Source organism: Streptomyces gelaticus (genome assembly GCF_014649535.1).
Lineage (GTDB): Bacteria > Actinomycetota > Actinomycetes > Streptomycetales > Streptomycetaceae > Streptomyces > Streptomyces gelaticus.
Map to the genome: position 1 here is coordinate 156,301 of NZ_BMTF01000006.1, position 13,112 is coordinate 169,412.

Sequence of the window (13,112 nt, forward strand, 5' to 3'; positions counted from 1 at the left end):
AAGTTCAGGGCCGGTTCCGTTTTGTCCATGGTCAAGTGCTCGATGCTGCGCTAAAAGCGCTCTATGCAATCATCAACGCGCATCAGAGCGGCGGCAGTTGCAGCCTTGCTGGGGTTGCTGGCCGTCCTCGCGGGTCCCGGCGCGGCCCAGGCCGGCGCCGCCGAACCGGAGACCACGGTCGGCGATCTCACCGGATTCTCCGCCGACGGAGCCGTCTACCACCTGAAGGCCGGCGCCGCCGAGGCGCGGGTCAGCTTCGTCTCCGCCGAGACCTTCCGTATCGAACTCGCCCCGGACGGGGCCTTCTCCGACCCGACCGGCGACGACATCGTCCTGCCGCAGGGCACCCCGCCGCCCACCCGGTGGAAGGAGCGGAGCGACCGCTACGAACTCTCCACCGCGGGCCTCACCCTGCGGGCCTACAAATCGCCCCTGCGATTCGCCCTGTACCGGGCGGACGGCACCCGGGTCTGGTCCGAGGCCAAGGGGCTGAGCTGGAACGGCGAGCGGACCACCCAGACCCTGGCCCGCGGCGCGGACGAACAGTTCTACGGCGCCGGCATGCAGAACGGCCGGGGCAGCACCTCACACCGCGACAAGACCGTCGAGGTCGGAGTCGACTACAACTGGGACGACGGAGGCCACCCCAACTCGGTGCCGTTCTACCTCTCCTCGGCCGGCTACGGCGTCTTCCGCAACACCTACGCGCCGAACACCTATGCCTTCACCGACCCGGTGACCACCAGCGCGAAGGAAAAGCGCTTCGACGCCTACTACTTCGCGGGTGACAGCGCCAAGGGCGTCATCGGGCAGTACACCGCGCTCACTGGCAAGCCCTTCCTGCCGCCGGTGTACGGAATGGAGATCGGCGACGCCGACTGCTACCTCCACAACGCCAACCGCGGGGAGCGCCACACCCTGGACGCCCTGAAGGTCGCCGACGGCTACGTCGAGCACGACATGCCGAACGGCTGGATGCTCGTCAACGACGGCTACGGCTGCGGCCACGAGGACCTCGCCGAGACCGCGAAGGGCCTCCAGGACCGCGGCATGCAGCTCGGCCTGTGGACCGAGGACGGCATCGACAAGATCGCCGACCAGGTCAAGGCCGGCCAGCGGGTGGCCAAGCTGGACGTCGCCTGGGTCGGCGCCGGCTACAAGTTCGCCCTGGACGGCTGCAAGGACGCGTACAAGGGCATCGAGGACAACAGCGACGCCCGCGGCTTCACCTACGCCCCCGAGAGCTGGTCGGGCGCGCAGCGCTGCGGTGTGCAGTGGTCCGGCGACCAGTACGGCACCTGGGACTACATCCGCTGGCAGATCCCGACCTACGCGGGCGCCACGATGTCCGGCCTCGCCTACACCACCGGCGACGTCGACGGCATCTTCGGCGGCAGCGCCAAGACGTACACCCGTGACCTCCAGTGGAAGATGTTCCTGGGGACCACGATGACGATGGACGGGTGGGCGGCCAGCGACAAGCAGCCCTTCCGGTACGGAGAGCCGTACACCACCATCAACCGCGACTACCTCAAGCTGAAGGAGTCGCTGCTGCCGTACCAGTACTCCTACGCGCACGAGGCGACGAAGACCGGCGTCGGCATGGTCCGCCCGCTCGTCCTCGAATACCCGGACGACCCGAAGGCGGCGACGGACGCGGCGAAGTACGAATTCATGTCCGGCGAGGACTTCCTCGTCGCCCCGGTCTACCGGGACAGCACCGAGCGCGACGGCATCTACCTGCCGAAGGGCACCTGGACCGACTACTGGAGCGGGCGCACCTACGAGGGGCCGGTCACCCTCGACGACTACAGCGCTCCGCTCGACACCCTGCCGCTGTTCGTCAAGGGCGGTGCCAGTGTGCCGATGTGGCCCGGCATCCGCTCGTACAAGGACCGTACCGCCGGCTCCCCGCTCGCCTGGGACATCTACCCGCAGGGCAGGTCGTCCTTCACGCTGTACGAGGACGACGGCGTCACCCGGCAGCACCGCGACGGCAAGTACGCCACCCAGCGGGCCGACGTGGACGCACCGGTCCGGGGCGCGGGCGACGTGACCGTGCGGATCGGCGCGAGCGAGGGGGAGTTCACGGGCAAGCAGAGCAGGCGCCCGTACGAGTTCACCGTGCACACGGGCTCCGCCCCGAGCACGGTCGAGCTCGGCGGGAAGCTGCCCCGGCTGGGCTCCGCTGCCGCGTACAAGGCCGCCGAGCAGGGCTGGTGGTACGACCGGGACGACCGCGGCGGCGTCGTGAAGATCAAGACCGCCCCGCTGTCCACCGGCAAGAAGTTCGCCGTGAAGCTGAAGGGCACCAGCGCGGTGGGCGGGCGCGCCGCCGCGGCGAGCGCCGTGGTCTCGGTCCCGTCGGGGCAGGAGGTCGGCGCCGGGGCGCAGTCCACCGTCGCCGTCGACGTCACCGCGGGCAGCGCCGATGTGACGGACGCCCAGGTCGGACTGGAGGTGCCCGAGGGCTGGCAGGTCGGCCGGGCCGCGACGGCGGACCGGATCCCGGCGGGCACCACCCGGCGGGTAGAGGTGTCCGTCACCCCCGCGAAGGACGCCACGGCGGGAGAGGCTCGGATCACCGCGCTCGTCCGCTACCGCTCGGCCGGTGAATCCCGCACCGCCACCCAGCGGTTCGCGGCCGGGGTGATGCCCCCGCCACCCACCGGCGAGGTCTGGGCGAGCGATCTGGTGTGGCTGAAGTCCGCCAACGGCTACGGACCGGCCGAACGGGACCGCAGCAACGGCGAGTCGGGCGCGGGCGACGGACACTCGCTGATGCTCGCCGGGAAGACGTACGAGAAGGGGATCGGCACCCATGCCGACTCCGACATCGAGGTCTATCTCGGCGGGCGCTGCACCGCGTTCACCGCCGACGCGGGAATCGACGACGAGATCAACGGCTACGGCGAAGTGGCGTTCTCCGTCGAGGCGGACGGCAAGGTGCTGTGGACCTCCCCGAAGGTGACCGGCGCCTCGGCGACCGTGCCGGTCGACGTGAAGCTCGACGGTGCGCGCCATGTGCACCTGAAGGTCACGGACACCAACGGTTCCAGGACCGGTGACCACGGGGACTGGGCGGCGGCCCGGTTCAGCTGTTCCTGAATGTCCCCGGCAGTACGGGAGCGCCGGGCGGTGAACTACCCGCCCGGCGCTCCACCGGTCCCCTCGGCCCTCCCGGAAACGTCAGGCCTCCGGGGAGTCCTCCGGCGAATCCTGGGGGCCCTCGCCGTCACCGCTGTCGTCGTCCTCACGGTCCTCCGGCGGCTTCCGGCCGGGGCCGCCCGCGGGCGGCGTGCCGGGTCCGGTGCCGCCGCCGGTCTCGGGGCGGAGCGGCTTCGACGGACGGGTGCGGCCGCTGGAGGCGTCGCGCAGATAGGAGGTGTCGCCGCTCTCCGTCGCGTGCCCGCCCGGCACCTGGCCCGGACCGACGTCCCTGCGGCGCAGATAGCGCTCGAACTCCCGGGCGATGGCCTCGCCGCTCGCCTCGGGAAGCTCGGCGGTGTCCCGGGCTTCCTCCAGCGTCTGTACGTACTCGGCCACCTCGCTGTCCTCGGCGGCCAGTTGGTCGACGCCGAGCTGCCAGGCGCGCGCGTCCTCGGGCAGTTCGCCCAGCGGAATGCGCAGACCGATGAGGTCCTCCAGGCGGTTCAGCAGCGCGAGCGTGGCCTTCGGGTTGGGCGGCTGCGACACATAGTGCGGCACCGCCGCCCACAGGCTCACCGCGGGCACTCCCGCGTGCGTGCAGGCCTCCTGGAGGATGCCGACGATGCCCGTCGGTCCCTCGTACCTGGTCTCCTCCAGATCCATGGTCCGTGCCAGGTCGGGGTCGGAGGTGACTCCGCTGACCGGTACCGGGCGGGTGTGCGGGGTGTCGCCGAGCAGAGCGCCCAGGACCACCACCATCTCCACCCCCAGCTCATGGGCGAAGCCCAGGATCTCGTTGCAGAACGAGCGCCAGCGCATGGATGGTTCGATTCCGCGGACCAGGACGAGATCGCGGGGCTTGTCCCCGCCGACACGGACCACGGAGAGCCGGGTGGTCGGCCAGGTGATCTTGCGTACCCCGCCGTCCAGCCAGAGCGTCGGCCGGTTGACCTGGAAGTCGTAGTAGTCCTCGGCGTCCAGCGCCGCGAACACCTCCCCCTTCCACTCCCGGTCCAGGTGCGCGACCGCCGTGGAGGCGGCGTCCCCTGCGTCGTTCCATCCCTCGAACGCGGCCACCATGACCGGGTCGATCAGCTCGGGAACCCCCTCGAGCTCGATCACCCAGGCCTCCTTCCGAAGTTCCCTTGTGTACCCATCAACCTTACGGCTTTTGGCCACTCCCGCCGCAGTCTCCGTGCACAGCCGGGTGAACCTGGTTCACGAGAGTGCACCATCGGTCGAATCAGGGCATCAGACTCTGTATACATCCGAGCTGTGTCCCGGTGAATTTCGATCAAAGCCTGGACGTTGGCGTCTGGATGGCGCTATACATCGGATGACCAGAACAGAGGTCCGATGTTATTCCCCTGGGGGCGCACATGAGTCAGACCGTCACGGATTTCGAGGTCCACGACATCCGTTTTCCGACCTCGGAACAACTGGACGGCTCGGACGCCATGAACCCCGATCCCGACTACTCGGCTGCCTACGTCGTCCTGCGTACCGATGTCCAGGGCCGCACGGGCGGTCCGGACAGCGGCAGTGGCGGCATCGAGGGACATGGCTTCTGTTTCACCATCGGGCGGGGCAACGAGGTGATGGCCGCCGCCATCGACGCGCTGCGCCCCTACCTGGTGGGGCGCCCGGCGCCCCGCACCGCGGCCGATCTCGCCGCCCTGCACCGTGAACTCACCCATGACTCCCAACTGCGCTGGCTCGGCCCGGAGAAGGGCGTGATGCACATGGCGGCCGGCGCGGTCGTCAACGCCGCCTGGGACCTGGCGGCCAGACTGGCGGGCAGACCCGTCTGGGAGTTCCTCGCCGGGATGACGCCCGAGGAGCTCGTCTCCCTCGTCGACTTCCGCTACCTCAGCGACGCCCTCACCCCCGACGAGGCGCTGGCGATCCTGCGGGCCGCCGAACCGGGCCGGGCCGGGCGCGCCGAACGGCTGCGCGCCGAGGGATACCCGGCGTACACCACCTCGCCCGGCTGGCTGGGCTACAGCGACGACAAGCTGGTCAGGCTGGCGAAGGAGGCCGTCGCCGACGGCTTCACCCAGATCAAGCTGAAGGTCGGCGGCAGTCTCCACGACGACGTCCGCAGACTCGCCCTGGCCCGCGAAGCGGTCGGCCCCGACATCCGGATCGCGGTCGACGCCAACCAGCGCTGGGACGTCACGGACGCGGTCGAGTGGATGACCGCGCTCGCACCGTACGACCCGCACTGGATCGAGGAGCCGACCAGCCCCGACGACATCCTCGGCCACGCCGCCGTGCGGGCCGGGCAGCCGGTCAAGGTCGCCACCGGCGAACACGTCGCCAACCGGGTCGTGTTCAAGCAGCTGCTCCAGGCCGGCGCCGTCGACTTCGTGCAGATCGACGCGGCCCGCGTCGCGGGCGTCAACGAGAACCTCGCGATCCTGCTGCTCGCCGCGAAGTACGGCGTGCCGGTCTGCCCGCACGCGGGCGGGGTAGGACTCTGCGAGCTGGTGCAGCACCTCTCGATGTTCGACTACGTGGCGGTCTCCGGCAGTTGGGACAACCGCGTGATCGAGTACGTCGACCATCTCCACGAGCACTTCGCCGACCCCACCGTGATCGAGGCCGGCCGCTACACCGCGCCGAGCTCCCCGGGCTTCTCCGCCCGGATGCTCCCCGAGTCGATCGCCGCACACCGCTATCCGGAGGGCGTCGTATGGCGGGCCCGCCGCACCGAGGAGGCCAACCGATGACCACAACGAGCGACTTCGAGTCAATGGGCGCCCTGGTCACGGGCGGCGCCTCCGGCATCGGCGCCGCCGTCGCGGCCATGCTGCTGGCGCGCGGCGCCCGGGTGGCCGTACTGGACCGGGATACCGCCGGCGCCCCCGCGGGCGCCCTCGCCGTCGAGGCGGACGTCACCGACGACGACGCCGTGCGCGAGGCGGTCGACCGCGCCGCCGCCGAACTCGGCGCACTGCACACCGTCGTCTCCAACGCGGGCATCGGCTCCATCGGCACGGTCGAGGACAACGCCGACGACGAGTGGACCCGGGTCCTGGACATCAACGTCCTCGGCATGGTCCGCACCGCCCGGCACGCCCTGCCCCATCTGCGGCGCGCCGCGGCCGCCCGCCCCGGCGCCGTCTCGATCACCCAGACCTGCTCCATCGCGGCCACCGCCGGGCTGCCGCAGCGCGCCCTGTACAGCGCGAGCAAGGGCGCGGTCCTCTCGCTGACCCTGGCGATGGCCGCCGACCACGTCCGCGAGGGCATCCGGGTCAACTGCGTCAATCCCGGCACCGCGGACACCCCGTGGATCGGCCGGCTCCTCGGCCGGGCCGACGACCCGGACGCCGAACGGGCCGCACTCAACGCCCGCCAGCCGCTGGGACGACTGGTGTCGGCGGACGAGGTCGCCGCCGCGATCGTCTACCTCGCGAGCCCCGCCGCCGCCTCGGTCACCGGTACGGCCCTGGCCGTCGACGGCGGCATGCAGGGGCTGCGCCTGCGCCCCGCCGGGGGCTGACCGGAACAGCGGCCCGAGCCGAGCCGCGTCACCGGGCCGCACCCCGCGCACGATGCACCTCCGCTTTGCCGACAGAGCTCCGATCGGGTACTCACAAAGGACGGGACACCAATGAGAGTGCGTACGACGAGTGCGGCGGCCTGCGCCGTACTGCTGGCAGTCACCGCCCTCGCGGGCTGCAACCGCGAGTCCACCGCCGACGGCGCGGGCGGCGGGAAGGTCGGGATCGACCTGCCACGCAGTGACAGCGACTTCTGGAACTCGTACCAGAACTACGTGGAGAAGGGCGTCAAGACGGGCGAGGTCAAGGCATTGCCGCTGACCAACTCGCAGAACGACATCGGCAAGCTGGTCGCCAACGTCCAGACCTTCACCGACCAGGGCGCCGAGGCCGTCGTGATGGCACCGCAGGACACCGGCGCGATCGCCGAGTCGCTCAACACGCTGAACGAGAAGAAGATCCCGGTCGTCAGCGTCGACACCCGCCCCGACAAGGGCGACATCTACATGGTGGTGCGCGCCGACAACAAGGCGTACGGGACCAACGCCTGCAAGTACCTCGGCGAGCAGCTCGGCGGCAAGGGCAAGGTCGTCGAGTTCCAGGGCGACCTCTCCTCCATCAACGGCCGTGACCGGTCCGAGGCCTTCAAGGCCTGCATGGACAAGGACTTCCCCGGCATCGAGGTCTTCGAGCTGGCCACCGACTGGAAGGGCGACGTCGCCTCCGCCAAGCTCCAGGCCACCCTGGCCGCCAACCCCGACATCAACGGCATCTACATGCAGGCCGGGGGCGTCTTCCTGCAGCCGACCCTCGCCCTCCTGGAGCAGAAGAAGCTGCTGAAGCCGGCCGGTACGCCGGGCCACATCACGATCATCTCCAACGACGGCATCCCCGAGGAGTTCGACGCCATCAAGGCCGGGAAGATCGACGCGACGATCTCCCAGCCCGCCGACCTGTACGCGAAGTACGCGCTCTACTACGCGAAGGCGGCCCTGGACGGTAAGACCTTCAAAGAAGGCCCCACCGACCATGACTCGAACATCATCAGGATCCCGAACGGCTTCGAGGACCAACTCCCCGCGCCCCTGGTGACCAAGGACAACGTGGACGACCCGAAACTGTGGGCCAATCAGCTGGAGAAGAAGAGCCGGCCGTGACTCCTCCCTCTCGTTGCCGAGAGGGCTTCCCTCCCGGCTCCGAAGAACCGAGACGCGGCCGAGCCCTGACCGCGGCCCGGGAGCAGACCACCGGCGTTACTACAGCGCTTCGCTGAGAAGGGGTCTGATGGAAAAGCCACCACCCGCCGTACAGGCGGAAGGCGTTGTCAAACGCTTCGGGCCCACCGTGGCGCTCGACGGGGTCCGGCTCACCGTGCAGCAGGGTGAGTCCCACGCCCTGGTCGGGCGCAACGGCGCGGGCAAGTCGACGCTGGTCGGTGTCCTGACCGGACTCCACAAGGCGGACGCGGGCACGGTCACCTTCGGCGGGGAGCCCGCGCCCGCCTTCGGCGACACCGCGGCCTGGCGGTCCAAGGTCGCCTGCGTCTACCAGAAGTCCATGGTCGTCCCGGACCTGACCGTCGCGGAGAACCTCTTCCTCAACCGCTTCGACGACAACGCCCGCTGGATCAGCTGGGGCAGGCTCCGCAGGCGCGCCGAGCAGCTGCTGGCCGACTACGGCGTCCAGGTCGATCCGCGCACCCGGGCACGCGATCTCGCCGTCGAGCAGCGGCAGTTCGTCGAGATCGCCAGGGCACTCTCCTTCGGCGCCCGGTTGATCGTCCTGGACGAGCCGACCGCGCAGCTCGACGCCCGGGGCATCGGACGGCTCTTCGACAAGCTGCGCGAACTCCAGGCCCAGGGAGTGGCGTTCCTCTTCATCTCCCACCATCTGCAGGAGGTGTACGAACTGTGCACGGCGGTCACCGTCTACCGCGACGCCCGCCATGTGCTGACCGCCCCGGTCGCCGACATCGCCGAGGCGGAGCTGGTGGCGGCGATGACCGGCGAGCAGTCCTCCGGGGCCACCGTCTGGCACGCAGGCGGCGACGGCGCGGCGGCACCGGACGAGTCGGCCGAACCCGTGCTGCGTACCGAAGGTCTCACCGTCCAGGGCCAGTTCGAACCGCTGGACCTTCAGGTCCGCCCCGGCGAGGTGCTCGGCCTCGCCGGCTCAGCCGCCAGCGGCAACACGGCCCTGGGCGAAACCCTGGCCGGCATGCGGAAGGCGGGCGGCGGCACGGTCCGCGTGCACGGCAGGGCCGTGCGCACCGGCAGCGTGCCCCACGCGCTGGACGCCGGGATCGGCTACATCCCCGAGGACCGGCACGACCAGGGCCTCGTCCTGGAACGCAGCGTCGCCGAGAACGCCACCCTCACGGTCACCGATCAGCTCGGCCCGTGGGGGACCGTACTGCCCTCCCGTACCAGGGAGTTCGCGCGCTCGGTGATCACCTCGCTGGACATCAAGACCCAGGGGCCCGAGCAGCCCGTCTCCGGACTCTCCGGCGGAAACCAGCAGAAGGTGGTGGTCGCCCGCGCGCTGGCCCGTGAGCCGAGCGTGCTGGTGGCGGTCCGGCCCACCGCGGGCGTGGACGTCAAGTCCAAGGACTCGCTGCTCGGAGTCGTGCGACGGGTCGCCGACGAGGGGAACGCCGCAGTGATCATCTCGGACGAGCTGGACGATCTGCGGGTCTGCGACCGGGTGCTCGCCCTGTTCCACGGGCGCGTGGTCGCGGCATTCGCCAGCGGGTGGAGCGACGGGGAGCTCGTCGCCGCCATGGAAGGTGTGGGGGAGAGGCAATGACCGGCACGGTACGGCCCCTGGCGGCCGACATCGACAGCGGGCCGAAGGGCTCCCCGACCGGCGAGAGGCCGCTGGACCGGCTGAAGCTGATCAGGTGGAGCGACTTCTCACTGGTACCGGTGATCCTGGTGCTCATGGTGATCGGCTTCATCGTCTCGCCGGTGTTCCTGACCTCCGAGAACCTGATCAGCGTCGTCCAGCAGTCCTCCGAGCTGAGCCTGCTGGTGCTGGGTCAGGCGCTGATCCTGATCTGCGGGCGGATGGACCTGTCCCTGGAGTCGACGATCGGCATCGCGCCGGTCGTCGCGATGTGGCTGGTGCTGCCCGCAGAGGGCGGCCGCTTCGCGGGCCTCGGCCTGCTGCCCACCTGGTCGGCGATCCCGCTCTGCCTTCTGGTGGGCCTTGCCATCGGCGCGGTCAACGGCTTCCTGATGCTGAAGCTGAGGGTCAACGGCTTCATCGCCACGCTCGGCATGCTCACCATGCTGCGCGGCCTCCACATCGGGATCACCGAGGGCAAGTCCATCACCGACGTCCCGGAGTCCTTCCGCTACCTCGGCAAGAGCGAGTGGCTCGGCGCACCGGCCGCCGTCTGGATCTGCCTGGCCCTGTTCGCCGTCGGCGGCGCCGCGCTGGCCTGGCTGCGCCACGGACGCTCGCTGTACGCCATCGGCGGCAACCCGGAGGCGGCGCGGGCCGCGGGCATCCGGGTGGACCGGGTCACCTGGACCGTGCTGGCCATCGGCGGCCTGCTGGCGGCCTTCGCGGGCATCCTCTACACCGGCCACTACGGATCGGTCGCGGCGACCCAGGGCAACGGCTGGATCTTCCAGGTGTTCGCCGCGGCGGTCATCGGCGGCATCAGCCTCAAGGGCGGCCGCGGCACCCTGTTCGGCGCGCTGACCGGCGTGCTGACGCTGCAGCTGGTGGTCAATGTGATGACCCTCGGCGGCGTCCCGGCGCTGTGGAACCAGTTCCTCAACGGCGCGATCATCATCGTCGCCCTGGTCATCTCCCGCTTCGCGAGCGGCGAGAAGCAGGACTGAGGCGCTCTTCCCTGACGGGGCGGGCGGGGCGGAACGCCCCGCCCGCCCCGTTCCGCGCTACAGCGTCGACCGCAACCACTGCTCCACGCTCGCCACATGCACCATCGCCCAGGCCCGCGCGGCCTCCGCGTCGCGGTCCCGCAGCGCCGAAACGATCGCCCGGTGCTCATGGAGCGTGCGGCTGACCGCGTCCTCCTGCGTCAGCCCGCGCCAGACCCGCGCCCGGGTCGTCGGCCCCGACAGTCCGTCCAGCAGCGAGCAGAGCACCGAGTTCCCGGACGACTGCACGATGCCGCGATGGAACTCCAGATCACAGGCGACCAGCTCCTCCACCGAGGGCTGCGCCCCCAGCGCGTCCAACTGCGAGCTGAGTACGTCCAGTTGGGCCTCGCCTATCCGGGTGGCCGCCATCGCCGTCGCGGCGGGCTCCAGGATCCGGCGGACCGCGAGGAACTCCAGCACCGTGTCGTCGCGGTGGAAGTCCACCACGAAGCTCAGCGCCTCGAGCAGCAACTGCGGGTCGAGGCTGGTCACGTACGTGCCGTCGCCCTGGCGCACATCGAGGATGCGGATCAGCGAAAGGGCCCGCACCGCCTCGCGGAGCGAGTTGCGCGACAGCCCGAGCTCCGCCGCGAGTTCACTCTCCTTGGGGAGCCGGTCGCCGGGGCGCAGCGCACCCGAGACGATCATTCCCTTGATCTTCTCGATCGCCTCGTCGGTGACAGCCATGACGGTCCTCCTGGATCCGGACTGGAATCAGACATCCGATGTATCCCTTCATTATGGGGGTCGGAAGAGCCGGATGAACCGGGCCTGCCGGTGGCCGCCCCGGGTACGGCCGCCGGCGGTGCCCCGGTGACACGCGACGAGGGGCGGCTCCCCCGCGGGAGCCGCCCCTGGCCGTACGTCAGGATCCGTCAGCCCCGGTCGCCGAGCATCGACTCGACACCGGCCCGGATCTCGTCCGTCGCCAGGCCCCGGATCGTCAGTGTGGTGCGGCGGCGCAGCACGTCGTCCGCCGTCTCGGCCCACTCGTGGTCACGGGCATAGGCGACCTGCGCCCAGATCTCCGGCGCGTCCGGGTGGATGCGCTCGGCCAGCGCCGGGTTCTCGTTCGCCATCCGGGCGATGTCGAAGGAGAGCGAGCCGTAGTGGGTGGCGAGGTGCCGGGCGGTGTCGGCCGCCATCCGGGGGCCGGGCGTGCCGCCGTCGACCAGCAGGCGGTGCGCCACCGCGTTCGGGTTGGCGATGCCGGGCAGCGGGAGCTTCTTCGGCAGGTGCGCGATCGGCTCCATGTCCTGAGCCAGCGGGTGCCCGGGGAGGGCGGCCAGCTTGTTCATCACCGTACGGCCGATGTGGCGGAACGTCGTCCACTTGCCGCCCGCGACCGACAGCATCCCGCCGCGGCCCTCCGTGACGACCGTCTCGCGCTTGGCCTTGGAGGTGTCGCCGGGGCCGCCGGGCAGCACCCGCAGACCGGCGAAGGAGTAGGTGATCAGGTCACGCGACAGCTGCTGGTCCCGGATGGAGAACGCCGCCTCGTCGAGGATCTGCGCGGTGTCCTTCTCGTTCACCGCGACGTCCGCGGGATCGCCCTCGTACTCCTCGTCCGTCGTGCCGAGGAGCAGCATGTCCTCCCACGGCAGGGCGAAGGTGATGCGGTACTTGTCGATCGGGGTGGCCAGCGCGGCCTTCCACGGGCGGGTGCGCTTCAGGACGAGGTGCGCGCCCTTGGACAGGCGTATGGAGGGCGCCGCGTCCGGGTTCTCCATCCTGCGCAGGTGGTCGACCCACGGCCCGGTGGCGTTCAGCACCAGCCGGGCGTCGACACCGAACTCCGTACCGTCCGTGCGGTCCTGGAGTTCGGCGCCGGTCACCCGGCCCCTGGTGAAGCGCAGCCCGGTCACCGCGGCGTGATTGAGGACGACCGCACCCGCGTCGACGGCCGCGCGCACCGTCATCAGCGCCATCCGGGCGTCGTTCATCTGGTCGTCCCCGTAGACGGCGACGGCCTTCAGGTTGTCCGTGCGCAGCTCGGGCACGTCGCGCCGGGCCCGAGCCGGGCTGATCACATGCCCGACCCCGTCGCCGAACGCGGAGAGCGCCGAGTACGCGAACACACCCGCGCCGAGCTTGGCCGCGCCGTGCGGCCCGCCCTTGTAGACCGGCAGGTAGAAGGTGAGCGGATTGGCGAGGTGCGGGGCGACCTGACGGGACACCGCGCGCCGCTCGAAGTGGTTCTCCGCGACCAGCTTCACCGCGCCGGTCTGCAGGTAGCGCAGACCGCCGTGGAGCAGCTTGGAGGAGGCGGAGGAGGTGGCGCCGGCGAAGTCGCCTGCGTCCACCAGGGCCACCCGCAGCCCGGACTGCGCGGCGTGCCAGGCGGTGGAGATGCCCAGAATGCCGCCACCGATCACCAGGAGGTCGTACGCCGCCTTGGACAGCTGCTCCCGGGTTTCGGCACGGCTCGGGAGGGAGCCGGAGGCCGGGTGGGTCCCGAGGGCCGGGACGCTCTGCAGGGTGGTCATGGTGATTACTCCTCGACTGTGCTGTCGTCGAGCCAGCCCATGGTCCGTTCCACGGCCTTGAGCCAGCTCTTGTA

Annotated in this window: 10 protein-coding genes; 6 read left to right on the plus strand and 4 right to left on the minus strand. The window is 70.5% G+C overall.

Annotated features, from left to right (window positions below; translation table 11 throughout):
• Positions 1–63: 63 nt before the first annotated feature.
• Positions 64–3,108, plus strand: coding sequence for an NPCBM/NEW2 domain-containing protein (locus IE107_RS11285; RefSeq protein ID WP_189543589.1), 3,045 nt, complete (start codon positions 64–66; stop codon positions 3,106–3,108).
• A gap of 81 nt (positions 3,109–3,189) precedes the next feature.
• Here IE107_RS11285 and IE107_RS11290 read toward each other — a convergent pair whose 3' ends face one another.
• A complete protein-coding gene (locus IE107_RS11290; protein ID WP_189543590.1) occupies positions 3,190–4,272 on the minus strand; it encodes a PAC2 family protein in 1,083 nt (360 codons plus the stop codon).
• A gap of 257 nt (positions 4,273–4,529) precedes the next feature.
• Between IE107_RS11290 and IE107_RS11295 the strand changes: the two genes are divergently transcribed.
• The 5 genes from IE107_RS11295 (at position 4,530) to IE107_RS11315 (ending at position 10,510) form a co-directional block, all read left to right on the plus strand.
• On the plus strand, positions 4,530–5,882 hold the full coding sequence (locus IE107_RS11295) for an L-fuconate dehydratase (protein WP_189543591.1): 1,353 nt from the start codon (positions 4,530–4,532) through the stop codon (positions 5,880–5,882).
• Positions 5,879–6,658: an SDR family NAD(P)-dependent oxidoreductase gene (locus IE107_RS11300; protein ID WP_189543592.1), complete on the plus strand. Its 780-nt coding sequence runs from the start codon at positions 5,879–5,881 to the stop codon at positions 6,656–6,658. Before IE107_RS11295 ends, IE107_RS11300 begins: the two co-directional genes overlap by 4 nt.
• Before the next feature lie 111 nt (positions 6,659–6,769).
• On the plus strand, positions 6,770–7,816 hold the full coding sequence (locus IE107_RS11305; RefSeq protein ID WP_189543593.1) for a sugar ABC transporter substrate-binding protein: 1,047 nt from the start codon (positions 6,770–6,772) through the stop codon (positions 7,814–7,816).
• 127 nt (positions 7,817–7,943) lie between these two features.
• Complete coding sequence (locus IE107_RS11310) at positions 7,944–9,464, plus strand: sugar ABC transporter ATP-binding protein (protein ID WP_189543594.1); 1,521 nt, start codon at positions 7,944–7,946, stop codon at positions 9,462–9,464.
• Positions 9,461–10,510, plus strand: coding sequence for an ABC transporter permease (locus IE107_RS11315; protein ID WP_189543595.1), 1,050 nt, complete (start codon positions 9,461–9,463; stop codon positions 10,508–10,510). The genes IE107_RS11310 and IE107_RS11315 overlap by 4 nt, the downstream gene beginning before the upstream one ends.
• Before the next feature lie 57 nt (positions 10,511–10,567).
• On the opposite strand, the gene IE107_RS11320 is transcribed toward IE107_RS11315, so the two are convergent.
• From IE107_RS11320 to IE107_RS35715, 3 genes are all read right to left on the minus strand, one after another.
• The gene (locus tag IE107_RS11320) at positions 10,568–11,239 is read right to left on the minus strand and encodes a FadR/GntR family transcriptional regulator (protein WP_189543596.1); all 672 of its coding nucleotides are present in this window, start codon (positions 11,237–11,239) and stop codon (positions 10,568–10,570) included.
• A gap of 188 nt (positions 11,240–11,427) precedes the next feature.
• On the minus strand, positions 11,428–13,038 hold the full coding sequence (locus IE107_RS11325) for a glycerol-3-phosphate dehydrogenase/oxidase (protein ID WP_189543597.1): 1,611 nt from the start codon (positions 13,036–13,038) through the stop codon (positions 11,428–11,430).
• 5 nt (positions 13,039–13,043) lie between these two features.
• The coding region (locus IE107_RS35715) for a hypothetical protein (protein ID WP_268246586.1) at positions 13,044–13,112 on the minus strand (69 nt) is incomplete at its 5' end.